Origin of the sequence: Litorivivens sp., assembly GCF_041624475.1 — a bacterium.
Lineage (GTDB): Bacteria > Pseudomonadota > Gammaproteobacteria > Pseudomonadales > Spongiibacteraceae > Litorivivens.
The window spans coordinates 67,514-94,147 of sequence record NZ_JBFJUX010000009.1 but is presented as its reverse complement, the minus strand read 5'-3'; the positions used below and the strand labels follow the sequence as shown (position 1 = coordinate 94,147).

20 protein-coding genes and 1 tRNA gene are annotated in these 26,634 nt (G+C 55.0%); 15 read left to right on the top strand and 6 right to left on the bottom strand.

Features of this window, described 5'->3' with window-relative positions:
- The first annotated feature begins 661 nt into the window (after window positions 1-661).
- Both ABY734_RS11040 and ABY734_RS11035 read left to right on the top strand, forming a co-directional pair.
- A tRNA-OTHER gene (locus ABY734_RS11040) sits at window positions 662-726 on the top strand.
- A 142-nt stretch (window positions 727-868) separates the two neighbouring features.
- Entirely contained in the window at window positions 869-1,828 is a 960-nt protein-coding gene (locus ABY734_RS11035) for a patatin-like phospholipase family protein (RefSeq protein WP_372779194.1), read from the top strand.
- Window positions 1,829-1,891: 63 nt separating this feature from the next.
- Here the strand turns inward: ABY734_RS11035 and ABY734_RS11030 are convergent, their stop codons facing one another.
- The 3 genes from ABY734_RS11030 to ABY734_RS11020 all read right to left on the bottom strand — a co-directional run bounded on the left by ABY734_RS11030 (window position 1,892) and on the right by ABY734_RS11020 (window position 8,102).
- Entirely contained in the window at window positions 1,892-3,139 is a 1,248-nt protein-coding gene (locus tag ABY734_RS11030; RefSeq protein ID WP_372779245.1) for an acetyl-CoA carboxylase biotin carboxylase subunit family protein, read from the bottom strand.
- 541 nt (window positions 3,140-3,680) lie between these two features.
- Window positions 3,681-6,659 carry a response regulator gene (locus ABY734_RS11025; protein ID WP_372779192.1) on the bottom strand — a complete coding sequence of 993 codons (2,979 nt, stop codon included), beginning with the start codon at window positions 6,657-6,659 and terminating at the stop codon, window positions 3,681-3,683.
- A 309-nt stretch (window positions 6,660-6,968) separates the two neighbouring features.
- A complete protein-coding gene (locus ABY734_RS11020) occupies window positions 6,969-8,102 on the bottom strand; it encodes an aromatic ring-hydroxylating dioxygenase subunit alpha (protein ID WP_372779191.1) in 1,134 nt (377 codons plus the stop codon).
- 158 nt (window positions 8,103-8,260) lie between these two features.
- Here ABY734_RS11020 and ABY734_RS11015 point away from each other — a divergent pair, with 158 nt between their 5' ends.
- The 9 genes from ABY734_RS11015 (at window position 8,261) to ABY734_RS10975 (ending at window position 15,568) form a co-directional block, all read left to right on the top strand.
- Window positions 8,261-9,175: a bile acid:sodium symporter family protein gene (locus tag ABY734_RS11015; RefSeq protein WP_372779189.1), complete on the top strand. Its 915-nt coding sequence runs from the start codon at window positions 8,261-8,263 to the stop codon at window positions 9,173-9,175.
- Window positions 9,176-9,387: 212 nt separating this feature from the next.
- Window positions 9,388-9,576: a PLD nuclease N-terminal domain-containing protein gene (locus ABY734_RS11010; protein ID WP_372779187.1), complete on the top strand. Its 189-nt coding sequence runs from the start codon at window positions 9,388-9,390 to the stop codon at window positions 9,574-9,576.
- A 24-nt stretch (window positions 9,577-9,600) separates the two neighbouring features.
- Window positions 9,601-10,080, top strand: coding sequence for an MgtC/SapB family protein (locus ABY734_RS11005; RefSeq protein WP_372779185.1), 480 nt, complete (start codon window positions 9,601-9,603; stop codon window positions 10,078-10,080).
- On the top strand, window positions 10,073-11,137 hold the full coding sequence (locus ABY734_RS11000) for an AI-2E family transporter (protein WP_372779183.1): 1,065 nt from the start codon (window positions 10,073-10,075) through the stop codon (window positions 11,135-11,137). The genes ABY734_RS11005 and ABY734_RS11000 overlap by 8 nt, the downstream gene beginning before the upstream one ends.
- Window positions 11,138-12,157 (top strand): amidoligase family protein, encoded by a 1,020-nt coding sequence (locus ABY734_RS10995; RefSeq protein ID WP_372779182.1) that lies wholly within the window; start codon window positions 11,138-11,140, stop codon window positions 12,155-12,157.
- A gap of 10 nt (window positions 12,158-12,167) precedes the next feature.
- Window positions 12,168-12,851 (top strand): gamma-glutamyl-gamma-aminobutyrate hydrolase family protein, encoded by a 684-nt coding sequence (locus ABY734_RS10990; protein ID WP_372779180.1) that lies wholly within the window; start codon window positions 12,168-12,170, stop codon window positions 12,849-12,851.
- Window positions 12,848-13,276, top strand: a complete 429-nt coding sequence (locus ABY734_RS10985) for a YqaA family protein (RefSeq protein ID WP_372779178.1) — start codon at window positions 12,848-12,850, stop codon at window positions 13,274-13,276. Before ABY734_RS10990 ends, ABY734_RS10985 begins: the two co-directional genes overlap by 4 nt.
- Before the next feature lie 124 nt (window positions 13,277-13,400).
- Window positions 13,401-14,804, top strand: coding sequence for a YihY/virulence factor BrkB family protein (locus ABY734_RS10980; protein ID WP_372779176.1), 1,404 nt, complete (start codon window positions 13,401-13,403; stop codon window positions 14,802-14,804).
- Between the two features lie 107 nt (window positions 14,805-14,911).
- Window positions 14,912-15,568, top strand: a complete 657-nt coding sequence (locus ABY734_RS10975; protein WP_372779174.1) for an exopolysaccharide biosynthesis protein — start codon at window positions 14,912-14,914, stop codon at window positions 15,566-15,568.
- A 131-nt stretch (window positions 15,569-15,699) separates the two neighbouring features.
- Here ABY734_RS10975 and katG read toward each other — a convergent pair whose 3' ends face one another.
- Both katG and ABY734_RS10965 read right to left on the bottom strand, forming a co-directional pair.
- A complete protein-coding gene (gene katG, locus ABY734_RS10970) occupies window positions 15,700-17,928 on the bottom strand; it encodes a catalase/peroxidase HPI (protein ID WP_372779173.1) in 2,229 nt (742 codons plus the stop codon).
- A gap of 201 nt (window positions 17,929-18,129) precedes the next feature.
- The gene (locus ABY734_RS10965) at window positions 18,130-20,505 is read right to left on the bottom strand and encodes a PEP/pyruvate-binding domain-containing protein (protein WP_372779171.1); all 2,376 of its coding nucleotides are present in this window, start codon (window positions 20,503-20,505) and stop codon (window positions 18,130-18,132) included.
- A 200-nt stretch (window positions 20,506-20,705) separates the two neighbouring features.
- On the opposite strand from ABY734_RS10965, the gene ABY734_RS10960 reads away from it, so the two are divergent.
- From ABY734_RS10960 to ABY734_RS10950, 3 genes are all read left to right on the top strand, one after another.
- Window positions 20,706-21,839 (top strand): zinc-binding dehydrogenase, encoded by a 1,134-nt coding sequence (locus ABY734_RS10960; protein ID WP_372779170.1) that lies wholly within the window; start codon window positions 20,706-20,708, stop codon window positions 21,837-21,839.
- An 86-nt stretch (window positions 21,840-21,925) separates the two neighbouring features.
- On the top strand, window positions 21,926-22,462 hold the full coding sequence (locus tag ABY734_RS10955; RefSeq protein ID WP_372779168.1) for a cytochrome b: 537 nt from the start codon (window positions 21,926-21,928) through the stop codon (window positions 22,460-22,462).
- Between the two features lie 17 nt (window positions 22,463-22,479).
- A complete protein-coding gene (locus ABY734_RS10950) occupies window positions 22,480-22,917 on the top strand; it encodes a DUF2784 domain-containing protein (RefSeq protein ID WP_372779166.1) in 438 nt (145 codons plus the stop codon).
- 1 nt (window position 22,918) lies between these two features.
- On the opposite strand, the gene ABY734_RS10945 is transcribed toward ABY734_RS10950, so the two are convergent.
- Window positions 22,919-25,288, bottom strand: coding sequence for a TonB-dependent receptor (locus ABY734_RS10945; protein ID WP_372779164.1), 2,370 nt, complete (start codon window positions 25,286-25,288; stop codon window positions 22,919-22,921).
- Window positions 25,289-25,518: 230 nt separating this feature from the next.
- Between ABY734_RS10945 and ABY734_RS10940 the strand changes: the two genes are divergently transcribed.
- The gene (locus ABY734_RS10940; RefSeq protein ID WP_372779162.1) at window positions 25,519-26,598 is read left to right on the top strand and encodes a DUF3089 domain-containing protein; all 1,080 of its coding nucleotides are present in this window, start codon (window positions 25,519-25,521) and stop codon (window positions 26,596-26,598) included.
- The last annotated feature ends 36 nt before the right edge of the window (window positions 26,599-26,634 follow it).

The window sequence follows — 26,634 nt, the reverse complement described above, 5'->3', positions numbered from 1 at the left end:
GCAGGCGAAAGACTGCGCCCACTTCGGCAAACAGCCTGCCGGTATTTTCACAGCGCCTAGATGATGCCTTGTAGGCAGTCAGTGACACCTATCGGTACCCTGCGCACTCTCCAGTCAAGCTGTGCTCCGCGCTCCGGCAACCCGGCTGCCGCAATAGTTAGCCGGGCATAATCCCACGCGACCCCCTGAGATCCTCTGTACGGTCCCAAAACGCAGCCTGCTAAACCACGTTAAGGGTTGCCCGGTTGTTACGCCGGGAGGGGCTGATACAACGGCAAGCCCAGCGAGGCCAGAGCAGAAGCTACAGCGCGACCTGTGCTTCTGCTCCTCGGACGTACAAACCTGCCGCCGAGCTCGGCAGCAGGTTTGTTTTCACAATCTCTGGGCCGAGCGCGGCCCCTGAGTTGCTTGCGCATTTGTTCCAACAGGACTACCATCCCTATGGAAATGCGCTCACTCAGTGAGCCGGGAACCCTCGAAAGTCGTCCGCCAAGACAATTAACTTTCGGGGGTTTTTTGTTTTCCCGGCAGGTGAAAATTTTGATTGCGTGCACGTTCTAAAACCCGGTTTTAGAACTACGAAAATCAATTGTTTACCCGCCAGTTATGGCGAGTTTTTTTAGAAGTGAAAACAAGGAAGGTTGTTTTAAATCAGATACTTATAGAAGAATGGCCAAGGGATTGAAAATCCCCGTGTCGGTGGTTCGATTCCGCCTCTGGGCACCACCATTACCTAGTCATAACCCATAACCAAACGCAAAGTAGGCGTCTGCCTCACTATGCCTTTCGTGGCATCCCAGTTAGACTCCCCTCCCTACACGGGCACAGCATCCGGCACCCACTCGAAAATTCTCGCAGGCTTACCAACATGAACCTCAAGCCCTTTAACACCCGCATCGGCCTAGCCTTGGGCGGCGGCGCGGCCAAAGGCATCGCTCACATTGGCGTTCTGAAGGCCCTTGAGGAAGACCAAATCAAAGTCCATTGTGTCGCCGGCACCAGCGCAGGCGCGCTTATCGCCAGTTACTTCGCCTTTGGCCGCCCTGCAGAATCCATACTCTCCGTCGGTTCGACATTGAACCTCTCTAAGATCCTCAACTTTACCTTCGAACGCGGCGGCCTGTTCAGTACCGACACCATTCGCGAGATGATCCTTCGTGATCTGGGGGATGTTCAGATCGAGGACGCAGACATCCCACTAGCCATTTGCGCTACGGATATCGAAACCGGTGAGCAGCTGATTTTTCGCCGAGGCAACCTGGCGGATGCTGTTTGTGCCTCAATGGCCGTGCCCGGCCTGTTTGTTCCAGTGGAGATAGATGGACGCGTGCTGGTCGACGGCGGGCTGGTGGAAAACGTGCCCATTTCCCCGCTGGAGAAAATGGGCGCAGGCATTACTGTCGCGGTGGACCTCAGCCATGTCAGCCGATATCCGAAGGTTGAAAACACTTTCGATGTCATCACCAACGCCATCAACATTGGAATCGACTTCAACACGCGCAAGCAGCTCAAAAAAGCCGACATACCACTCATGCTGGACCTCAGCAGCTATAGCCTTACCAACAACACAGACTGCATTGAGGAGCTTTACCTGGAAGGCTATAACCCCATGAAGAAAAAGATCCGCCGGGTCCTCTGGTACAAGCGCATGCACCTTTTTATAAGCGTTCTTCAGACTGCCTGGAGCTTAATGCCCTTAAAGATGCCTGAGGCTCTCAAGGCGATTTCAAGTCGACTTTCCCAAAAACGAAAAGCGAGTGACGAGGGGTTGCCGCAGCAGCACAGACATAGGGACAGCGACGAACTACCAGCTAACCCTGGCACATGACCGGAAACGTGCGGCATTCTGCAACCGGTCCCGCCCGGCCTTGCCCCATACTCGCTCGATAAACTAAACGTAAAAGTCCAGCTCTTCCTGAGCTTTGAGCAAGTCTCGCATCTTGATCGGATCGTCGCCAAAGAAGAAAACGAGGCCCCAGTGAGTACCAAAGGCATTGCGGTCGGGCACCGTTTCCTCTGCCGGCGGCACCAGCTCGTGCGACTCAAAGTAGGGGTGCTCCACACACTCCTTGGGCATTTCCAGCTTGCTGATCACGCGTCGTCTTGGGTAGACACCAAAGCAGCCGGCGTAGCCCTTCGCATCTTCCACCTCTTTCGGAAAGAAGGCTTCGACCTCTTCTTTCGTGCTCTTCGGGTCAAACACCAGCATCGAGGCCTGATAAGCACTGAAACCATAGGCCCGTTCTATCAACTCAAAGGCCTTGAAGCCCGGCGGACGGTAGGCAACCTCGCCAAAGTACATGGTGCCATCACTAGTCACAAAGTACTCGGGGTGAATCAAACCGAACTGAATATCAAAGGTTTTGATCAGCAACTCAATCTGCTTGGTAATCGCAGGGCGCCAGCTTTCCAACTCATGCGTGGCCGGTACAAAGACCGAGTAACCTAGCGTCACATACTCGGATATATTCAGAAACTGGATCTTGCCATCGTGAATCCAGGCCTCAACCGCAAACTCCCAACCGTCCAGATGGCTCTCCATCAGCAACGGGTATTCTTCGTCGGGAATACCATCAACTTCTTCGATCGTCCGGATCATACGGTGCCCCAGACAGCCCGCCTTATCAAAAGCTTTAACGTGAATCGGATCATCCGGATCACCATCGAGCTTAAGCAGAGTCTGGTTGACGCGCTTCATAAAACGTACCACGTCTTCTTTTTCGTGGGCCTCTTCGAAGATGCCAACGCGAATACCGCCAAGCTGGGCTCGACGCTTCATCAACGCCTTGTCGCGGAACAGTATGGACTGCCCATACATGCGCGGGTTATCCAGCAGAACAGAATTGATCGCACCGGACCACTCGACCGTTTCCTCGAACAGAGGGACAGCGACATCCACGCCCTCTGCTTTCAGACGCTGCGCAATCTCCATCGAGCGGTCGTTCAGCCGCTCAAAATTCCAGGAAATGTACGGGATATTATTTGCTGTACAAAAATCCTCTGCCCATTCAGGCGCAACTACGACATAGCGGCGGTTAAATTTCTGAGCCGCTTTGATCGCGTTAACACTCCAACCAAGCAGCGCGATATAACCCTTATTTGGATCTTTGGGCGTTTCGGTTCCCTTAACGGAATCCATCTCAGGATCGCGCCAGGCCAAGACGTCTTGAGACATTTTTGACTCTGGTTTAATCGACATTATCGAGCTCCTTGTATTCGTAGTGCCAGCCCAGAACATTGACAGTTCAATGCACCAAGCAATAGACCACCCTAACGCGAAACTGGTTCTGCGCTACTATGGGTTGGATGAGATACTGGGTATAACTCACTCTAACGCCCCCATGCGCTCCAACGCAACCAATCCTGCACTAATGCCAGTTTCTTTTTTGCAGACTCGGATAGCTAAAAGAGCCCCATGTCCAATAGCCCTCCAAATCAACTGATGGGATTGATTCGCATTACGAAAGCAGTGGCTACATCAACCCGCATCCGGCTAGGCCTAGGAGTTCATATAAGGGTCGGCGCATTTCCGACAAAACAAAGCCCAAGGCCTCGAAGTTGCCTGCGATGTCCGGGCGGCGGTATAGATTCGCCACCGCTTTCTCGAAGACGGTAGCGCGATGGAAATCTTATCGGGCAATCGGTACGAAAGTGGGAGCAAAGCCCACCTGGATTGCAGGCTATAGTGAATTCAGAGTAACTGTTGCGCGAGCCAGCGCCGCCAGGAGATCATTTTTCTTAACCGGCTTGGGTAGATAATCAGTCATTCCCGTATCTATGAACTTTTCCCGATCGCCGTCCATCGCGTTAGCCGTTAACGCAATAATCGGAATATCCTTACCGCGCTCAAGAGCGCGTATACGACGGGTGGCTTCCAGACCGTCCATATTCGGCATATAGACATCCATCAAAACAACGTCGTAAGGAAACCTCGACACCGCATCAACGGCCTCCTGACCATCATGCGCCACATCAATCTGGTAGCCACTGTCTTTGAGCATCGCCTGAACGACGATCCGATTGGTTTCACCATCCTCTGCAAGCAATAGGCGCAGGGTCGTGCCTCTGTCTTTTGGTAGCAGCGGCAGATCACCCTCCGACCTGTTGTTGCTAGGTGAAGCCAACTCTGCGATAGGAAGATTAACATTGACCGTAAAGCAGGCCCCCTTGCCCGACTCACCGTGCGCAGTGAGCGACCCTCCCATAGCTTCGATGATCCGACGACAGATAGGCAGGCCAATACCAGTTCCACCGTATTGCCGGTCCGCTCTGGTTTGCAACTGCGTGAACGGTTCGAACAACTTTTCAATATCCGCGTCAGAAAAACCAACACCGGTATCGCTTACCTTAATAGTTAGCGAGACTTCGCGATCTCCACTATGACTGGACTCGGCACTCAGAATTACTGAGCCTTCACTGGTAAATTTAATAGCGTTCGACAGCAGGTTCAGAATGACCTGACGCAAACGGCCTTGATCAGCAGATACCACCAAAGATTCCAAGTCTTCCGCACAGTCTAGACGCAAGGCAAGACCCTTCTCTTGCGCGTTAGCCGCCAAAAGCTCGCTGGTCTCCGACAGTATTTCAGCCACATTGAAAACTTCAGGCTCAAGCAACAGTTTGCCTGCCTCGATTTTGCTGATATCAAGGATTTCATTGAGGATTGTAAGCAGATGCTGTGCGGATCTGTACGCCGTGCGAATGTAGTTGTCCTGCTCTTCCGAGAGGCCAGAGCTTTCCTGCAGAACGCCCAGCATGCCAAGCACACCGTTTAGCGGCGTTCTGACCTCATGGCTAACGGTTGCCAGAAAATCTGTTTTCGTCTTACTGGCCTCCTCTGCGCGGATTTTTTCACGGACCAACTGGGTCTGATTATCGCGCAGTTCTGTAATATCCCGATGAAAACCGACCCAGCCGCCGTCGCGCATAGGATGATAGAGAATGTTTATCCACTTACCATCAGCCAACTGGATTTCAAGGCTTGTGTGCGCCTCCCCCAGCAGGCTATACAGGTCTTCCGCCAGAGAATCGCTGCTTTCAGGCGCCTCACGGTATATTCCAGCCGCTATAGTCTCTTCAACAAAAGCGCGATAATGGATACCCGGCGTGATCGACCGCGAAGCAGAACGATACAAACTATCAAAATTTTGATTGTTAAAAGCTAACTGACCATGCTGGTCAAATACCACAAAACCAGAGGGCGCCGCTTCGATAGCATCTCTGAAACGCGTTTCGCTGCGCTCAAGAGCAGCATTAGCTGAACGAATCATTCGGCGCATGCTTTGTGGCATTCGTAGGATAATATAGAACAGACACGCCAAGAGCAGTGAAGTGAAACCCAAGACAGCAATCAAGCGCTGCCGCTCTTTATAATGAGCAGCCCACCCGCCGCGAGGCATCGCCGCCATTTGCCACGACCCTGAGGGCAATGAGACTTCTGCCATCACTGCCTTATTCCATTCGAAGTCGTCAGCGCCATAGAATTTTTCACCGCGAGAACCTTTGGCATCCTTACCGCGTATCGCCAGCTGAATATCCCCGCCAGCCTCATTCAGACCCGCTTCTTCGTATAGTAAATCAAGATCAAGCAAGAGCGTTGAAAAGCCCCAGAATCGATCTCCGCCAGACGGTTCTGGCAAAAAGATCGGCTGCCGGGCAATTAGTGCTGTCCCGCCCTGAATCAGATCGAGAGGACCTGCAATCCATGTACTTCGACTCTCAATCGCGCGCCTGGCTGCCTCCGCGCGATCCGGGTCGCCAAGCAGATTGTGGCCTATAGCCGCCTTATTGGTTTCCAGCGGCCACACATACGTCACAATACCGTCCGGAGCTAGCTGCAAACTGCTCACGCCGGAGACATTCCGGCCTATCTGCGCTGCAAAACGGGAAAATGCTTCCTGGTTAGCCACCCCCGTCGCATGAATCATGCCCGCAGGGCCGTTGACAAGCGCCAGCTTGGCGTTCAGTGCTGATTCCAGGTTGCCGCGCACCAGTGACAATTTGCTGACAACTTCTTTCTCGTCTTCGGCACGCAATGCTTCCAGATACGTGCGGTCGTACTGAACAATGCCCCATGCCATAAAGGAAAATAAAAGCACCGAGATAATCGCTGACGCAACAGGACTGGACACCAGATTGGGAAAGCGGTCCAGCAGGAAAATACCGGTCGGTTCCGAGTTTATACGTAACTCAGATTCAACCTGCATACCGAGATCACGAAGGCATTCATACTCCCGATCCGACAAGCTGCGCGGCCTGGTATCGATCAAGCAGAGCGTACCGATTACCTCGCCGCCCGGCGCCTTGATTGGACACCCAGCGTAAAATCGTATGTGAGGCGCTCCAATAACCAAGGGATTATCACTAAAACGCTCATCCTGCAGCGTGTCCTCAATGACAAACAGCTCTTCACTTTTTATGGCATGTCCGCAAAAAGAGATATCACGGCCGGTCTCACAGGCGTCTAGACCTTGCTTTGATTTAAACCACTGCCGCTCTCTATCAACTAAACTGACCAGAGCTATCGGCACGGAGAACAACTGTCGGGCAATACGGGTGACGCGGTCAAAGCGCTCTTCGCTGGGAGTATCAAGAATTCCCAGCCTGTATAAAGCCTCAAGCCTCTGCTTTTCGTTTGGAGTAGGCGTAGCCTCTTGCATGGTCGCGGTCGGACTCCCTGTGTGACCATACTGCACTCAGCCGGAGGGGAGGCTGAACTTCCGTTTTCTGGTCGGTTACGAGTAGTAGAGAATAGACAGGGTAACATGCCAGGCGCAAGCTGTGATTATCCGCACTGGCACACCCGAAATACCCATAAACCCCAAGACAGCCAGGCTGCCAATTCGGTTTCTAAGGCACCAAAAACCCTAACATACCAGCTGCCTGATCCTTTTCAGGTTTCACCGAAGGGGGAAATTCACGATATCCAGAAAGAACCATTGATGGTAACGCCTTTCATTTAGTTCTTACTACACTGCTTCACTGCCCTGCAGCTGCTGATTCCAGAGCCGATGCCAAAACTGAACCACGGGTTCGTTGCGCCCGACAATCACGGACGACAGCCCTGCTGCCAAGCCCCGCTGACTGGCTTCAGCAGCGGGCAAGTCTTCTTCGTTAAAGAGCTTTCCGCCAAATTCAAAGGCTTTACGACAGGCTTCAAGCTTATCCGGGCGCCGCGATACGCCTGAGTAGTAAACGACAGTTTCACCTGGAGAACAGCCGGGCTCTACCCGAATCATTTCAGCGTCGTCGTTGTTCACGACAATCACCGTTCCGGGAAACAGAGTGTGATTCATGGCCCCGGGAAAGTGATTCGGCCACAGCTCAGGGTCTGTGTCAGCTAGCTTATCGGCTCCACGGAAGGCAAAGGCCCAGCGAGTATGTCGGCCAAATGTGTCCACAACGGCCTTGTCATACATCAAGGACGCAAGTGAATCCCGATGGACTGAAGCAAAATGGTAGGCTTCATGGCTCAGCCCGGCTACCAGCTTCCAGTTAGCCTTTGCTTCATAGCGATAACTACCCACTGGTACAGCCTTTGCCAAATCAAACCCGGCCATCACAGGCTCGATATCTGCCAATGCCGTATCAACATCGTGCTGCGATACACCTGTTCTCGCACCGACAATAATCAGCCCGCAGCGCTCGGCGACCGGCAAAGACACCAAGTCAGTGCTTGCCGTTACATCGTCGAACGAAGATTCCGAACGACGGCCTGCAAGGCAGCCATTCAGCCCATAGCTCCAGCCGTGGAATTTACAGGTCAAACGCTTAGCCTCCCCACAGCCCGCTGCGACCGGCGCGCCGCGATGGGCGCAGGCATTCAGGAAGGCCCGCAATGAACCATCCTCGAGCCGTGTAACCAGCACCGGTATATGTAGCACCGTTGCAGTGATATAGGTATTCGGGCCGGGAAGTTCGCCAGAAAAGGCAATCACCTGGGGGGTGTCCAGAAAGAGCTGCTCACGCTCCTGTTGAAATCTTTCGGTGGACAAAAATTCCTCTGCCGGTATCACCATCGACTGCGGAGCAAGGTCAGTTGTGCCGGCAGTGAGATGTTGTAACATGCGCTTTATGAGCCGATGGTTTTCTTCTGGCGTCATGGCTAACCCCTGATTGAACGACAGGCTCGCTATAACGCGGCCATTTTTCCGGGTAGAGTAACCCCAAAACCGAAAGCCTGAAACTCCTGTTTCGCACCACTGGGAATAAGCCAACCGACTGATTTACCACCATAACTCTTCAAATAAGGTCAAAATCAATGGGCGAGTTTTATCTTAAACACGAATACTGGCTGGCGTTCACTCAGCTATTTCTTGCCATGCTGGGTATGGGGGCGACGCTTCGGGTCAAGGATTTCGTTGCCGTCAGCAAGGCGCCTAAGGCGATGCTTAGCGGGCTTGGCATTCAGATCGTGCTGGTGCCGCTGGCTGCGTTTCTTATTCTAGTCAGTCTGGATATCAACCCCGGAGTAGCGATTGGTTTGGCGATAATAGCGGCGATTCCCGGCGGCACAACCTCGAATATCTACACCTTTTTTGCCAAGGGTCATATTGCCCTGTCGATAGCGATTACCGCCATAACCACTGTGGCGTGTCTCATAACGGTGCCACTGGTACTGCGTTTATTGATCAGTGAGTACGTGCCGCCAGATTTCAGTTTGCCTGTGGGAAAGATTGCGAGAGAGACGCTGACTGCCATTCTTATTCCGCTCGCGCTCGGCATGGTGATCTACGTCCAACTGCCGCGCTACAATATGCAAATTGCCAAGTGGTCGATACGCATCAGCTTAACGATTATTGTGGTGATTGTTCTCGGCGCCGCGAGCTCCGGCCGTTTGGACTGGAACGCCTTTGGTAGTACCAATGCCATGATTCTGGTTGGGTTCACGCTGCTGCTGATGTGTATGGGGCTAGTCGCTCCCCGCCTGCTGGGCCTATCACGGCAGGATATTGTCGCCATCAATATGGAGGTATCGGTGCGCAATGTGAACCTGGCTGTATTGATCATTGCTTCACTGTTTCCCGCCAGCAATTCCGATGTGGCGGGGCTCGGTAGCATGGCCCTGTTCACTGCACTGGCCTACGGCGCACTGATGATGCTGCCCGCGGTGATTTTAATTGTTGGCAATCGCATACTGGATAAGCGATCCCTTACTCCCCAAAGATCCCCCTAGCAGACCTAAAGCAGGCCCACTGTATGGCGCTCTGACGAGCGTCTTGGCTCGTTATCGATTCGATAACGAGTACTATTCGTGAAACTTACCACTCGCTGCATTGGAGATTCATTCAATGCTGTCTTACTGTAGTGAGCGCACTAATAGCGGTCCCGACATTGGAAAAGTCATTTTTTGCAACAACTATATGGAGTTAGACGGAGGGGTTCAGCGTGGATATTTATGCCGGCGGCATACTTGGTTTATTGATTCTGATTGCAGACATCTGGGCGATTTTGAACATTGCACAGTCTCGCGTTGAAACCATCAACAAGCTGATCTGGATTGTGCTGATACTCGTATTGCCCGTCATCGGGCTAATCATCTGGTGGTTGGCTGGTCCCAGGGAGGGACGGGCATAGTATTGCCCGTACTGCTGACTCACTATGAGTGAACTCCCCGACATCCGCTGGACGCTGGTCTACTATCATCTGCTGCAATTAGCAGTGGCTTATATTCTTGCTCTACCGATCGGCTGGGATCGTGAAGCCGGCTCGCGCGGTGTGGGTTTGCGAACGTTTCCGCTGGTGGCCGCAGGGTGTTGCGGCTATTTGCTCATTGGCCTCGAAGTATTGAGCGGTTCCGAAGCCTACGCAAGGCTAATGTACGGTTTGATGAGCGGCATTGGCTTTATCGGTGGTGGCGCAATACTGAAAACAGACAGAAACGTTAGCGGCACCGCGACAGCGGCAGCCATCTGGTCCACTGGCGCAATTGGAACAGCGGTGGCATTTCAGCGTTATGAAATCGCTATTTCGTTGAGTCTTGTCACTTATTTCACCTTGCGATTTACCAAACCATTAAAACGCTTTGCTAGCAGGGAGACCAATTCATTGTCACCACAGAGCTCGCCAAACAATGAGTGACACCAGCACACACTCTGCTCGCGTGGCCATTCTTGTACTGGCCGTATTGGCTGTGCTTTACACAGTGCATATTGCCCGCGAAGTACTCTTACCCATCACGCTCGCCATTATCTTCGCGCTGCTGCTGGCCCCTCTGGTAAAGCAACTCGAAGCCTTCCGCATTCCTCGGGCGCTGAGCTCTGTGTTATTGATCGGCACCGGGCTTATTGTGTTTGGCACTGGTATATACCTGCTGTCATCATCTGCAATGGAGTGGCTGCTAAAGCTGCCCGAAGCGGCTGAATCCTTAAAGCACCATCTGGTCGATGTGCAGAGAGAAGTTAAAGAGGTTGATTCTGCAACCCGAAATATTGAATCCCTTACCGATCAAGTTGGCATGTCATCAGCCAACGATGCCAACAAAGTTGTCATAACCGAGCCCGGCTTGCGCACAGAGTTGTGGATAGGCCTGAGAAATTTTTTCATGTTTGGCGCGCTGAGCATCATGTTGTTGTTCTTTTTGCTGTCATCGGGTGAATCGCTGCTGCGCCGCGCGATCGAAACCCTGCCGAGGTTGGAGGACAAAAAAAAGGCTGTGCATCTGACGCGGCATGCTCACGAACAAATGTCGCGCTATCTGGTGACCGTGACTGCCGTTAACTGCGCTATGGGCTTGATAACCGCTCTGTCGCTTTGGGCGATGGGATTCCCTGATCCAGCCCTGTGGGGAGTGAGTGCCGCAGCGCTGCGATTTGTCCCTTACCTCGGGGTTTCCTCGACGGTAGTTTTGCTGACGGTGGTCGGTGCGGTGAGCTTTGAAAGCCTCTGGTATATAGCCGCCGCGCCGCTGGGTTATCTGCTTTTCGCCTCATTTGTCGGCCAGGTCGTCGATCCATTAGTGCATGGCTACCGTTTTCAACTGAATCCCATTGTGGTGTTTCTCTGGATATTCTTTTGGGGCTGGCTTTGGGGGGCGCCCGGCGTGTTACTGGCGGTACCCTTATTAACGTTGTTTCAGGTGATTTGCCAGCATTCCTCTACGTTGTCACCGCTTGCCCACATAATAGGAGATAGCTGATTGAGTAAAGACCCGATTCAGTCCTACCGCGCAGCGCTCTGGCCGATGCCATTGCACACCCAAACACAGAAGCGGAAAATGCGACGGCTGGGCGTGGAGATAGAATTTGCCGGTTTGGAAATCACGCAGATAGCGGAGCTTATTCAGGAGCACTTTGGTGGCGAAATTGACAAGGTCTCAGACTACGAGAGTTTTGTCCGCAACACACCGCTCGGCGATTTCGGCGTTGAGCTCGATTTCGCCTATTTGAAAAAACTGGGCCGGGAAAAAGATCCCGACCTTGAAGTCGATGATCTGGACAACCTTACGGAAGGGGTACTCGCCCTCGTCGCCAAGCGACTGGTACCCTGCGAAATCGTGAGTCCGCCACTGCCCATGAATGAGGTCTGGCGCCTGGAGTCGCTTATCACCGACTTGCGCCGCATCGGTGCGAAAGGCACCAAGCATGCGATAGCCTATGCATTTGGTCTGCAATTCAATCCTGAAATGCCAGACCTGAAGGCAGAGACGATACTGGCTTATCTGCGAGCTTTTTTGGCGATGTTTGAATGGTTGCGAGCCCGGAGCAAAATCGACCTGATACGGCGGGTAACGCCCTACATCGACCCCTTTGAGAAAGACTACATCAAACTCATCATGGCTGATGACTACGCCCCGGATATGGATCAACTGATTGACGATTATCTGAAATACAACCCCACCCGAAATCGAGCGTTGGATATGCTTCCGTTGTTTGCTCATATTGATCAGGATAGCGTTCGCGCCGCAGTAACTGACGACCGGATAAAGTCGCGGCCAACACTACACTACCGCTTACCCAACTGTCAGATTGATGAGCCTGAGTGGGGACTGATTCGTCCATGGCGCGACTGGTTGCAGATCGAGGCCCTGGCCTGTGACGGCAGCCGCCTTAATGAGGTATGCAAAAGCTACCGCAAGTATCTGCAAAACCCGGCGGGCGCTTTGTTTGAAGATTGGGCCACCGCCTCAACGCGCTGGCTGCTGCCCGAGCTACTATAAGCTTGCTGTTATGACTAACGCCAACAGTAAACCTCTTATCGGTGTGACCGGTGGTGATAGCCGCCTACCCATAGCCTGGTGGTTTATCCGCTGGGCACTGCAGCGCTGCGGTGTGCAAGTCTGCCATTTGACGCCCCGAAACCCAGACCCACCTGCGGCGCTCGACGGCATAGTGGTCAGCGGCGGTGACGATATCGACCCAAGCCTTTACCTACCCGATGCACCGGAAACCGCACCTATGGATGCCGCCCGCGACCAGATGGAAATAGACATCCTGAAGCGCGTTCTGGACGGGGGTCTGCCGGTGCTGGGCATTTGCCGAGGCGCTCAGCTTCTGAACGTCGTACTCGGCGGTTCGCTGCATACGGATTTGCGCCGCATTCGCCAACACACCTCAAACCGTCGCACCCCCCTGCCACGCAAAACTCTGCTGGTGGAACCCGATACGCGGCTGGCGGATCTGATGGACAAGCCCCGCATGCGTATCAACAGTCTGCACCACCAGGCGATTTCTGAACTGGGAGAAGGGCTCATCGTCAGTGGCCGCGACCTCGACGGCATTGTGCAGGCCGTCGAGCAACCCGGCGAGCGCTTTATTATGGGGGTGCAGTGGCACCCGGAATACCTGCCCTACTTTTCTTCCCAGCGCGGCATTTTCAAGGCGCTGTGTCAGGCGGCAAAGCAACGACAATGAGCGCTTATCTAGCACTATTCTGGACGGCGCTGGGCGCCGCGACCATCCTCCCCTTTTACTCGGAGTTCCTACTGATAGCGCTTTACAACCGCGGACTGGATCCCTTTGGTCTGTGGCTGGCGGCAACCACCGGCAATACCCTGGGCGCTCTGATCAACTGGTTGATTGGCCGCCACCTGACACACTATTCCGATCGGCGCTGGTTTCCCTTTAAAGCAAAGCATTTACACCACGCGCAGGCATGGTTTCAGAAATACGGGGTCTGGACCCTTCTTTTGTCATGGATGCCCATAGGCGGCGATGCGCTGACCTTTGTCGCCGGGGTGATGCGGGTGCGATTTGGCCTGTTTATGCTGCTGGTAGCCATCGGTAAGGGCATGCGTTACGCCGTAGTTATCGCCGGGCTGTCGAGTTTTTTCTCCTGATCCGGAAACACCACGCTGCTGCGATAATCGGCGCCTAAACTATTCGCGACCAGGCATACTTCCTCGACTTACACCGTTTTTTTATCCATCCTGTGCTGTGATCAATCTGTGACGGACTTTGCTAATGGACAAGACCCTCAATCGCGCAGCAGCAGAGTATCTCTGGTCCGAAAAACTTGAACAGAAACCCGCCTGGCAGCGCGCGCTGTTCAGCGGCCTGCGCTATGCCTACGTGGTACTGGACGATCTGGCCCGGGGCGAGCTAACGCTGCGCGCCATGAGTCTGGTTTACACCACCCTGCTGTCACTGGTGCCGCTGATGGCCGTGAGCTTTTCAGTGCTCAAAGCATTCGGCATGCATAACAAGCAGCTTGAGCCAGTGCTGTTGCAGTTTTTAGCGCCCCTGGGCGAACAAGGTACCCAGATTACCGCACAGATCATTGGCTTTATCGACAATGTGAAGATCGGCGTACTAGGCACCTTTGGCATAGCGCTGCTTTTTTATACCGCTATATCTCTGATTCAGAAAGTTGAAGGCACCTTTAACTACATCTGGCGTCTCGACCAGCATCGCAGTATAGGCAGGCGTTTTGCCGACTACGGCAGCGTGATGCTGATCGGGCCACTGCTGGTGTTTTCCGCCCTAGGTCTTTCCGCCAGTGTGCTCAGTGGCGGGCTGGCACAGCGAATCAGCAATTACGTGCCCTTTGTGCAGGAACTGTTGGCATTTCTCACGGCTGCCACACCCTACGTGATGATCATTGGCGCCTTCACCTTCTTTTACATGTTTATCCCCAATACTCGAGTTAAATTCAAAGCCGCCTTGATTGCCGGTGTAGTCTCCGGCTTCCTGTTTCAAAGCCTCGGCTGGGGCTTCGGCAGTGTGGTTGTGTCGGCGAGTGACAGCGGAACCTATGCGATATATTCCGGTTTTGCCGTTATCATTCTGTTTATGATCTGGATGTACATCAGCTGGCTGACCTTGCTGGTGGGCAGCAGTATCGCCTTTTACGTTCAGCACCCGGAATATGTATTGCCCCATCATCGCAGCGGCATGCTCAGTATCCGCCAGCAGGAAACACTGACACTACAGGTGATGGCAATCATAGCCCAGCGCTACTACGAATCCCGCCGACCCTTCAGCGCCACCGATTTTGTATTGCGCCTACGAACACCTATTCAAGGTGTAACGCAGATACTGGCGGCCCTGAGCCGGGCCGGGCTGATCACCAAAAACAGTGAGGATCCGCCGCGCTATCTGCCCAATGTTCCACTGGAAAAAACCTCACTCAAGCAGGTACTGGACACCGTGCGGAATGATTGCGCAACGCCTCCGCTCGCACTGAAGACTCCAGCAAAACCGGTAAAAGGCGTAAGCGAAGTGCGCGATACCATTGATCGGGCTCTGGACGAAGCCCTGGCTGATATCAGCGTGAGAGACATGGCCATTGAACAAGCAGCAAACTGCGCGAATTATGAAGCCCAGGAACAAACCTCGACAAATGGCAATACTGACAGTGCTCTATGAGCGCCAAAAAGGTAGGCTCACTCTTTACCGCGGGCAGGGCTAGCGCATTTAGCTCGGTGCGTTTAAGCCCTTAAAGCAATAGACCCCGTTCAACAGCAGGAGGAGCAATGACGAGCGGTGACTCAGACAAACACTACCGGTGGCAGCACCAGAGTGAGAATAATCAGTCGACCTCCAAGCAGAACGAGGAACCTGCTAACCTGGAACAGATGCTCGATACCCTGCGCGACGGTGTAGGAGACCGGGAAACCGTGTCCATCAAGACCCTGCTGGATGCTGCGGGCTCTCGTTCCTTCGCCCCTGCGCTGCTGGTGGCTGGCCTCATCATGTTTTCGCCGCTCAGCGGTATTCCGGGGCTGCCAACTACCGCAGCCATTCTGGTACTGCTGATAGCCTCCCAAATGCTTTTGGGCCGCAACCACTTCTGGCTGCCGAGCGCAATCGAACGGCGGTCCATCTCCCGTCAAAAGCTGGAAGCTCTGCTGCGCTGGTGCTATCCGGTCGCAGGTTTTATTGATCGTTTTCTCAAGCCTCGCCTGACCCTGCTCACCGAAGGTCTGGGCACTGTCGTCATCGCGGTCGCGGGCATTCTTGTGGCCCTTTCCGTTCCGCCAATGGAGATCCTCCCCTTTCTGGCCACAACAGCCGGTGCAGTACTGATTGTGCTAGCCCTGGCTCTTATCGCCAACGATGGCGTTTTCGCGCTCGCTGCCATAGGGATGATTGCGCTGTTGATAGGAATACTGGTTTACAACTTTCTGTGAAGGGCTGAGAAACCAATCCCATCGGAATCCGGCAAAGCCACGGCAGTAGATTGCGCTTACAAAAAAGGGCTCCCGAAGGAGCCCTACACGAGACCTGAATGGCGAGCCAATTCAGATAAAACCTGTTTCAATTAGCGCAGATCAAATCGATCCAGCTGCATCACTTTGACCCAGGCGTCGACAAAGTCCTGCACAAAGCGCTTTTCAGAACCGTTGACAGCATAGACCTCGGCCACTGCCCTAAGTTCTGAGTTAGACCCGAAGATCAGGTCGACCGGGGTGGCGGTCCATTTCAGCTCACCGGTCTTGCGGTCGCGACCTTCGTAGATGCCTTTGCTTCCCTTCGACTTGGACCACTCGGTGGACATATCGAGCAGGTTCACAAAGAAATCATTACTCAGGGTTCCCGGCTGATCGGTAAACACACCGTGTTTGCTGCCGCCGGTATTGGCATTAAGTGCGCGCATGCCGCCGACCAGGACGGTCATTTCAGGAACCGTCAGCTCCAGCAGGCTGGCGCGATCGACCATGGCTTCAGTTGGTGTGTAACGGGCTTCACGGGTGTAGTAGTTGCGGAACGGATCGGCTTTCGGCTCAAGCACTGCAAAGGCCTCAACGTCGGTCTGCTCCTGCGTGGCATCGGTACGACCCGGCTTGAACGGCACCTTGATATCGTGGCCAGCGGCTTTGGCAGCCTTTTCAATCGCCGCAGCACCACCCAAGACGATCATGTCGGCCAGCGATACCTGCTTGTTGAACCACGCGGAATCATTGAAGTCCTTGCGGATTTCTTCAAGCTTAGCGATAACTTTGGCCACTTCGTCCGGATTGTTAACTGCCCAGCTTTTCTGAGGCTCCAGCGCCAGTCGGCCGCCGTTGGCGCCACCACGCATATCGGTTCCACGGTAGGAGGCAGCCGCCGCCCAGGCGGTGCGCACCAGCTCCGGCACGGTCAAGCCCGACTCAAGAATCTTGCCCTTGAGCTCTTTCACGTCGCCGCCACCAATCAGCTTGTAGTCCGCCTCCGGCACAGGGTCCTGCCAGAGCAGGTCTTCGGCGGGCAGGTCACCGGCAATGTAGCGAGCTTTCGGCCCCATATCGCGGTGGGTCAACTTGAACCAGGCGCGGGCGAAGGCTTTTTCAAACTCTTCCGGGTTTTCCTTGAAGCGCAGGGAAATCTCTCGGTAGGCCGGATCCATCTTCAAAGACAGGTCGGTAGTGAACATGATCGGCGCGTGGCGTTTGCCCTCGACGTGGGCATCCGGCACCAGGTTGGCGGCCTGACCATCTTTCGGCACCCACTGGATAGCACCAGCCGGGCTGCGGGTCTGCTCCCACTCAAAGGCAAACAGGTTAGTCAGGTACTGGGTGGTCCACTGGGTCGGCGTGGATGTCCAGGCACCTTCCAGGCCACTGGTAATGGTGTCCTCGGCATTGCCCTTGCCACATTTGTTCTTCCAGCCCAGACCTTGCTGTTCTACCGGAGCGGCAGAGGGATCTGCGCCCACACACTCGTCTGGCTTGTGCGCACCGTGCGCTTTACCGAAGGTGTGACCGCCGGCGATCAGGGCAACGGTTTCTTCGTCATTCATCGCCATGCGGCCGAAGGTCTCACGAATATCCTTGGCGGCGGCCAGCGGGTCCGGTTTGCCGTTGGGGCCTTCCGGGTTGACGTAAATCAGGCCCATTTGCACAGCGGCCAGCGGTTTTTCCAGTTTGCGCTTACCGTGGTAGCGCTTGTCCCCAGCCAGCCACTTTTTCTCGCTGCCCCAGTAGACGTGGTCAGGCTCCCAGTCGTCTTCACGACCACCGGCAAAACCGTAGGTTTTAAAACCCATGGATTCCAGTGCGACGTTGCCGGTCAGCACCATCAGGTCGGCCCAGGAAATCTGGTTGCCATACTTTTGCTTGATCGGCCACAGCAGACGACGCGCGCGGTCGAGGTTAACGTTGTCGGGCCAGCTGTTCAGCGGCTCAAAGCGCTGCTGGCCACCACCGGCACCGCCGCGTCCATCAAATACACGGTAGGTGCCCGCACTGTGCCAGGCCATGCGGATAAAGAACGGCCCGTAGTGCCCGTAGTCAGACGGCCACCAGTCTTGGGAGTCGGTCATCAGGGCTTCGAGGTCTTTCTTGAGGGCGGCGAGGTCGAGCTTTTTAAATTCCTCGGCGTAATCAAAATTGTCGCCAAGGGGGTTGGATTCATTGTCGTGTTGACGCAGCGGCTGAAGGTCGAGCAAGTCGGGCCACCAGAATTTGTTGGTAGTTCCTTCTTTTGCCGGACTGCCGGCTGCGGCGGGCAAAGCCAGTGTCGCAGCAACGGCCAGCGCCGCCATCTGCGGTATCGCGGACTTGAACATGGTTTTCTCCTTATTCACCAATGGGGCGAGCGCCGGACAGCAGATCACGGCGCCACATCACCACGCCTGGTCAGGCTCTGAAATAGTTATAGACCCTCACCGTCGATAGAGGAAATAGTATTTTTTTAACAAAGCGATAGGTTTTATCGATAAACCAGAAGAAACGGGGCCTGCAGGGGATGCAGGCCGAGTTTGGTAGTTTTACCCTATTTTGAGAAGCACGCCGCGATCGGCATCGAGCCGCACCCGGTCACCGGTTTGAAAGGTCTTGGTAGCCTGCCGCAGGTTGACGACGGCCGGGAGGCCATATTCGCGCGCGATAACTGCGCCGTGGGATACCGCCGAGCCGACATCAGTCGCCAGACCGGCGATCAGGCTGAAGTAAGGTGTCCAGCCAATGTCAGTGATTGGCGCAATCAGAATTTCGCCAGGCTGCAGGGCTGCAGCCTGTTGAATCGTCAGCGCCACCCGGGCAGTGCCTTCCACCACGCCACGGCTGACCGGACGACCGCTGAGTTCACCTTCTTTCTGATCTGTCGGCGGCTCCCATACCAATGGCTCGGGCTTACCGACATAAACGTCGCTGAATTCCAAGCGCTCCTGAAAAGAAAGCGCCTGACGTCGCTGTTGCGCGCGCGTCACCCAACCCGCAAAGGGCGCGGCGACAAAGTCGCGCAGCTCGTCGTGGGTGAAGAAAAAGATGAGGTCGGGCTCCGGCAGGTGCCCTTCCTTGACCAACAGGTCGGCCAGATGGCGGTAGGCCCGTTTCAGGCGGTGCGTTACCAGCACCAGCAGTGACTTAGTGTGCTCGCGCCGGCGAATCGCGCTGTGGGCCAGCGGCAGCATAAATCGCAAACCGCGAGACAGACTTTTGATATCCACCCGCTCGACGGAGCGCGGCTTGTAGCTCCCCTGCAGGCGAGCTGCAACCGAAGCCTGCATCGTCACAATCAGTTTTTCCGGCTCATCCACCCAGCCCGCTTCGCGCAGGCAGAGCTCGCGAATGGAACGATGGCCGTGTAGGGCCAGAAAATCTCGAAACCGCAGCGCAGCCGCACCGGCACGCTCACTCTGCAGCCAATCCAGAGCAGCGGCGGCTTCTACTTTCTGAAAGGCGCTCACAGCATCCGGGTGCTCAGCAATGGCATCGAGCACATTGTCGAGCCGGTCTACCATCACCGCACTTTCCACGTCACTCGCGCCAGCCAGCAGTCGCGCGGCTTCGGCCTGCTGATCTCCGTCGGCAGGCTGACTGCCTCCGGTCACCATGCCCTGCACCACGCCCTCCATCACACCGGAGAGGGCCGATGAGCGCAGGTGCACTTCGTTGGTCTCACAAATCCAGGGCATGTAGCGATCGATTTCCTCAAACATCGACACACTGCTGTCGGTGTAAGGAATGTAGGCGTGGCGGAAACGGTTTTCGAACTCGGTCAGCTCCTTTTGGGCGCGAAAAACGTAGCGTACAAATTTGTAGGTGCCGTACCAACGTCGCCACACCGGGGCCAGGTTGTCTGGTGTTTTGAGCTCGGGCACAGGGCGACCGCAGAGGCTCTGCCCCATCGAATCGGCGGTATTAATGGAAACAAAGCGTGAGGATTCCATGCCGCCGGTCATGTTGATAAACATGTGGCCATAGAACAGGTTAATCTGAGTCCACTCGTTGGTAATCGCCGGGCGATTACCGTATTGCGTGTGCATGTGCTGCATGCCGTGTTCTATTGCCCGCCCCTGTACCGAGAAGGTCAGCGGACAAACAGCGCCTGGCATCATTTCTCCCACATTGCAGCGGGTAATCACATGATCATCAGGAATCGGGGTATCCAGCTCGTTCAGGTCAGAACCGAGGGTTGTGATAGGACGCGCTTGCAACCAGAACAGCTCACCGCTCTCATCAATAGCCCACTCCATATCGAGCAAGCTATCCATCTTGGCGGCAGCGTCACGAGCACCTTCCGCCAGCGCCTTGATCTCAGGCTCGGCCAGAATCGGACTCTCGCCTACCAACTCCTGCTGAACCAGCTGATTGCCGGTATCCAGCACATAGTGATCCGGGGTCTGCTCACCGCTGACCAGCGCCTCGCCCAAGCCCTCCACAGCATCAATAACCAAGCGGTCGTGACGGCCTGTCACCGGGTCTGCGGTAAATAACACGCCGGCAGATCTGGCCTTGACCATGCGCTGCACCACCACACACATGGAAACCTCAAGCGGTGCAGCCTGCGCCGCCTGATAGGCGGTGGCGCGCTCACTGGCCAGAGAACGCACACACTGGGCAATGGCATCCTTCAGAGCATCCATCCCCTCCACATCCAGTATGGTTTCATACTGACCGGCGAACGAGCTGTCCTCACCGTCCTCACCCAGGGCTGAAGAGCGCACGGCAACCGGGCCACCGCCAAGCGCCTGATACTGGGCTTCCAGATCGAAGGGCATCTGCGACTCGCTGGCGCCGACTATCACAAACGCTGGCGGCACATTCAGCCCTAGTCGTTCCAACGCCGCCAGGCCAGAGGCCTTGCCGCCTACGTCCTGATCGGTAATCTGGGGCAGGGTAAGGATTTTATTGTTGTCCATAGAAAACCTGATGCTCATAAATCACGTGCTGCCCAGTGTAAGGACTAACAGCCATTAGTTTCTTATATTTTGTTAAGGCACCTCCCTGCGTAAACGCACAAAGGCGGCCCTCCTTCTGCGTTGGTTCGCCTGCGCAGGCCACAAGGTAGTGATACCCTACGTCTCGCTGATTCAATAGCGCCAACTAGACGGAGAAATGCATGCAAAGCCCAGATACCGGACTTAACCTTCGCTCACTGGTCACCGACGACGGTCACCTGCAACTGATCCTGAAAGAAGCGCCTGTTCCGGAGCCGGGTGATGACGAAGTGGTAGTGCGTATTGAAGCCACCCCCATCAACCCCTCAGACCAGGCAACCCTGATCTTTCCTGCCGATGTCACAACCGGCAAGACCAGCGGCAGCGGCGCTGACACTGTGTACAGCGCCAAACTCAAAGCCGGCGTAGAAAGCCGGGTAAAACCGCGCATCGGCAAGCCACTGCCGGCAGGAAACGAAGGCGCTGGCACCGTGGTTAAAGCCGGTTCCAGCAAAGCCGCACAGGCCCTGCTCGGAAAAACCGTTGCAGTGATGGATGGCGCGCTTTACTGCCAGTACCGCAAGGTCAATGTGATGCAGTGCATGCCCCTGAACGAAGGCACCACCGCTCGCGAAGCCGCCTCTTCCTTTGTCAACCCGCTGACCGCGCTGGGCTTTGTTGAAACCATGCGCGCGGAGGGCTTCAAGGCGATTGTGCACACCGCCGCCGCATCCAACCTGGGCCAGATGCTGAACCGCATTTGCCTGAACGACGGCATTGATCTGGTCAATATCGTGCGCAAACCCGAACAGGTTGAACTGCTGAAATCACAGGGTGCTAAATACGTGCTCAATTCCAGCGACGATAATTTCATGCGCGACCTCACCGCCGCCATTGAAGCCACGGAAGCCTACGTCGCCTTTGACGCCACCGGCGGTGGTGATCTAGGCAGCCGCATTCTTACCTGCATGGAAAAGGCGGCGTTGAAAGATACTGAGCTGCCCGGCCCCTACGGTTCAAACATCTTTAAGCAGCTTTATATTTACGGCAGCCTGGACATGTCCCCTACCGTAATCAATCGCAACTTCGGCTTCAGCTGGGGCATCAATGCCTGGCTACTGACGCCCTTCATCCAGAAAGTGGGGCCGGAAAAAACCCAGGAGCTGCAAAAGCGCGTGGCCAACGAACTGACCACCACCTTTGCCAGCCATTACAGCGATGAGATCTCTCTGACCGATGCGCTGCAGGCAGACATTGTCGCTGAGTACAGCAAACAGGCTACCGGCAAAAAGTTCCTGATTAATCCTTCCTTGTAGCACCCTTTGCACCCTCGACGGCTTTGCGCTAGCGTTATTGGCAAGCGCTAACGCAATTTAAACCTTACTGCCGTCGAGGGCTCGCCATGTCAGTAGAACAATCCCGTGAGTGGAGTGGTGCCAGCAAGCTTTTACACTGGCTGCTTTTTGCTTTTGTGATTGCGGCTTTTGTCGCCGTCAATATTGCTGAAACCTACGAACGCGGCGACCCGGAAAAACTCTGGTGGATGCGCACTCACTTAAGCGTAGGTATCAGTGCGATGGTGCTGATGATCGCCTGGCTGATCGTGCTGGCAAAACAGGGCCGACCACAACGCAGCGGCGCCCCCTGGCAGATTATGCTGGCCCGTATAACTCATTGGGGCATGGCAATCCTGGTCATTGCCATGCCCATTGCCGGTGTCAGCGCAACGCTGCTGAGCGGCTACGATGTGGTGCTCTATGGCTTTATTACCATCCCACCCTTTATTGCCGAAAATGAAGAACTGGCCAAACAGGTGCTGGAAGTGCACAAGCACGTCGCAGCGCCCGCCTTTGCGACACTGATCCTGCTGCATATTGCCGGTACGCTCTGGCACACGTTGATAGATAAAGACGACACTCTGAAACGCATGCTGCCCTAAGGGCGTCGCGCCGCAATATGGCGATGGTGATAACGCATAACCGTATGGACGTTTTCTATGCCATCGCCGCTGACACTCTGCTACTGATTCATGTGCTGGTAGTGGCATTTATTGTTCTGGGGCAGAGCTTTATTGTGCTCGGCAAGTGGCGTGACTGGCACTGGGTGCGCAACCCCTGGTTTCGCTGGGGACACCTAGGCGTCATTGGTATCGTGGTCGCACAGGCCTGGCTCGGTGTCCTTTGCCCGCTAACCAGCTGGGAAATGGCGCTGCGCGAAAAAGCCGGCGACGCCGTATACGCGGGCAGTTTTATCGCCCACTGGCTGGAGCAGCTGCTGTACTACCGCGCACCGCCCTGGGTATTTATCAGCCTTTACTCAGGCTTTGGCCTGCTGGTGTTGTGGAGTTGGTTTTGGGTCAGGCCGCGCCCTTTTAAGGCACCTCGGATTAAATAGCTCACCTTCCCATATCCCAGCGCAGGCCAAGCTGATAGATGGTCTGGTCCGGGTAGGGCGTCATGGTGTAATTGCCAGGCAGCAATGGCTGGTCGAGAATCAGCAGTGAATCCTTTTCTCGGGTCAGATTTTTGGCGTTAAAATTTATTGACCAGCCGCCAGTTTCCGAGCGCAGACCGAAGCCTGCATCGATGCGCGTTGTACCTTCCTGATATGTGTTTGGGTCGATGTCCGAATCCAGAAACCGGCCGTTGTTGTAACTCACATTGAGGCGGACGCTGGCGCGAAGACTATCAATACCGAAAAACGCGAACTCATAGCGCGGCGACAAGGTTGCATTCCATTCCGAGGCGTATGGCAGCGGCTTACCGGCAAGGTCCTGACCCTCATCCTGACCCGAGGTAAAAATCGGGGGGCCATCGGGAAATTCTTTATAAATCGCATCCAGATAACCGACGCTGCCAGCGATACTCAAACCCTGCAGCGGCGGCAGCCAGAAGAAATCCAGCTCCGCGCCACGGCTCTCCGATTCCGGCGCATTGTCCGTTACCAGCGTAACGCCATTAAAGGTACGTATCTGCAGATCTTCCACTTCCGAATCAAAGGCGGCCATGTTCAACACCAGCGAGCCGCCCAGCAGGCGCGATTTCAAACCAACTTCGTAGGTCACCGCAGACTCTGCACCGTACTCAAGTGAGTTCGGGTTTAGCGGCGCGAAATCAAAACCGCCCGCCTTAAAGCCTTTCACCGCTGTCGCATAAACATTGATGTCGGGCAGCACTTCGTAGTTCAGCGCCAGCTTGGGCGACACATTGGATTCGCTGCGTTCGAGATCCGGCGCGTTAAAGCTTTCCTGCTGCAGAGAGCCCGCCGAAAAACTGTTGCCTTCGGCGACCGCAGAAAATGATCGTCCGGTTGACTCGTCCTCGCCATAACGCAAACCTAGAGTCACACTCAGCCGCTCGGTGGCCGCCCAGTTCAGCTGGGAAAAAACGGCATAGGACACCGTTTCTGCCGAGGTTCCGGAAATAAATCGCTCGCGCTCGCCGGCGATAATCAAACCACTGGAATCCACCGGCAGGCCAAGCAGGAACGGATCGAAAGGAAGCTGTTGATTTTGAACAATGGCACCAGCGCGGGCAAAGGCAAACAGACCATTGAGGTCAACATCAATATCCTGGAAAACATTCACTTTTGAGCGCTGACCAAACAGGCCCACCACAAAATCCACCTCATCGCCAAAACCGAAAAAGGACGGCGCTGTGGCATCAAAGCGAAATTCGACCGAGCGCGAAGAATAGGGATTGCCCCGCGGTGGCCCGTTAAACACCACCAGATTCACCGGCGAGTAATCCACGTCCAGAGCGTAGGGGGTTTTGACCTGAGACCAGGCCAGAATCGATGTCAGTTGCGTGTTTTGCAAACCCAAAAAGGTTGGTGTCTGCCACAGCAATTGCAGCGAGGCTGCCGCCGTTTCCCGGTCAGACAGGGTTAAACCGTCGGTGGAGGTATTCTGATCATAGGGATCGGCTTCTGTCTCCGGATCGTATTCGCGAAAGACCCGCAAACTACGCTCACTGGCAATGAAGAGCGATTGGGTATAACCCTTGGTGATAGACTCGGCACGCAGCAGATTAACCTTGCCCGTCAGCGTATCGCTGATATCCCACAACAGTTTTACCCGCAGCCCTTCATCGCGCTGGGTCTGCTGTTCGTCACGGGTGCTGTTGTATTCCAGCGTGTCGCCGTCGCTGTAGCGGTAGGCGATGCGGCCCAGCAGATTGTCGCCGATCAAGGGCCCCGAAACCGCGAGCTCCACGCTCTCGGTGGTGACATCTTCGACCCTGTTGTAACTGATGTAACCCTCGGGAGAATCCGTGGGCGAAGCCGTGTGAAAGTTAAAGACCCCACCCAGTGTATTCTTTCCGAACAGGGTGCCTTGCGAACCGCGCAGCACTTCCAGCCGCTCCAGATCAAACACTGCATCCTGAGTAAAGGTGGAGCGCCCAAACGGCACATCGTCAATCACCAGACCAATAGAGGGCTCAAAACCAACCCCAAGCGGGGGCGTGCCAAATCCGCGAATGGTAACCGTCGTGTAGAGCGCCAGCGAAGCATCAAAATTAACGTTAGGAATATAGCGGGTGATTTCACCCACATCGGTGATACCCGACTCGCGCACAAAATCGCCATTCACCACCGATATCGACAGCGGTACATCTTGCGAACTTTCGAGTCGCTTGTTGGCGGTAACCAGAACCTCTTCAATAACCCGCGTTTCTGCCGCCCAACCGTGTCCGGAAATCACAATGCTGGCCGCAATTACCGGAAAAACCAAACAGCGCTTTACGCACCAGAAGTTTTTAGCCACAAATAGCCCCGCCTCTATATTGTTATCGTTATTACTTACAGCTGCGAAACTCAGGCTACCCTATTCAGCGCTCAGACAAAACCATAAAAAGCCGGAAAAACAGGTCAGAGCGCACAACAGAGGGCTAACGGAACGGAACCCGCAACACAGGCCGGCACCGGGTTACGTGAATAGAATGCACCACTGAAAAAATGTGGTAGTGTCTATTAAAAAACCAAAGCAGGCTCCTTATGCGCGTTATCCCTATTGTTGTTATCGGCCTACTGTTACTGAGTAACGCCGCTCCCGCCAGCGCGCTGAATGTGTTTGATGGCTTACTCTACCCCTCCAGTCCATTCGACATAGCCCAAAGCCCACCGACGCCGGATTATCGCGATCCACAAAACTGGGCGGCACTGCCGGAGCGAAAAGATAACGCTGACCTGGTCCCCAAGGGCGCAGGGCTCAAAGACCGTCAGGCCACGGCACCGATCGATATTTTCTATATCCACCCCACCAGCTACTTGCTGGGAGGCAACTGGAACAGCAGCACCTCAAGTTGGCATGCCCGATTGATTACCGACTTTGGCATGTTGCCGCAGCAAGCTGCGGTCTATAACGGCATTGGCAAAGTCTATGCCCCGCGCTACCGGCAAATGTCACAAGGCGCACAGATGAAGCCGACGTCTCAGGCCGATCTTGAAAAAGCGCGGCAATTGGCATTCAGCGACGTGCGCCGCGCCTTTGATTATTTCCTGGCTCACTACAATCGCGGCCGCCCCTTTTTGATTGGCAGCCACAGTCAGGGCACGACCCACGCCGTACCATTGCTGCAATACCTGTTTACCCAGAGACCTCTCGATGCGCGTCGCCTGGTGGCGGGTTACCTGATTGGCAATACGGTGGTAGAAGCCTCGCTGCAGCACCTGCTGCCGGTATGCGACTCGCCCACCGCAACCGGCTGTTATATAAGCTGGAATGCGGTGGCGAAAGGTGGTGATGGCAGCCACTGGCAGAACAAGGGCGAGCCGGTCTGTGTGAACCCACTGTCCTGGCGCCGCGACGGGGAGCGCATAGGCAAGGAATACAACCTCGGCTCACTGCCACTTACCGGGCCCTATTTTCTTGATGCCCCCCATTCTGGGCAGACCGGGGCTCACTGCGAAGACGGTATTCTCTGGATTGATGAACCCGAGGCCCGCGGCTACGGTCTCGCGCTGTTTCCGGGCAAGGGCTACCACGCCTACGACTACAATTTATTCTGGATGAATCTACGCGCCAACCTTGAAGAGCGCAGCAAAGCCTACCTGTCAGACAGCGTCCCTCCTTGATTGACTTGGCAGCACTGCGAAACATACTATTCCGCA